We start from the raw sequence: 520 nt of genomic DNA, 5'->3' as shown, positions 1-520 counted from the left end.
TGTCTTATTCCAGCTGCCAATTACTAAAGCCGCTTGAAAATTGTGCCCTGAAAGACTTTTGTTAATTTGTACTCCTTTTGTGTAGTTGTTATCACCTATGACAATGGCAGCCTGGGCATTGGTTGTAGGGAATAGACCAAAGAATCGGCCTTCATTTTCCTGGTATCCAACAGTATGGTTTTTGTTCCCTTTTACAAAAGCTACCTGAGCATTCAGACCGTTACCTTCCAGCTTTTGATAACCTTCTGTTTTATTCCACTCTCCTTTTACAATGGCAGCCTGTGCATTTAATCCAAAGAATGAAAGACTATGGAAGGAAGGCAATCCGCTTGAATTAATGTCCATTAATCCAAAGACATCATCTGGAGCCCCACTTGGGGCAAGGGCGCCTCTGATTTTTTGATAGCCAATAGTCGTATTGTTATCTCCTATGATTAAGGCAGCTTGTAGGTTAGTTCCTGACCCATCATTTTTTTGGAAACCAAATGTTTTATTGTAATGGCCAAAGATTAAAGCAGCC

At 40.6% G+C, this 520-nt stretch carries 1 protein-coding gene; it reads right to left on the bottom strand.

The genetic code is table 11. The features are described from left to right. On the bottom strand, positions 1–520 hold a 520-nt coding region (locus tag E1171_RS23195; RefSeq protein ID WP_187696102.1), incomplete at both ends, for a hypothetical protein.

Origin of the sequence: Xanthovirga aplysinae, from assembly GCF_009711365.1 — a bacterium.
GTDB classification, from domain to species: Bacteria; Bacteroidota; Bacteroidia; order Cytophagales; family Cyclobacteriaceae; genus Xanthovirga; species Xanthovirga aplysinae.
This window is presented reverse-complemented; position numbering and strand designations above follow the sequence as displayed.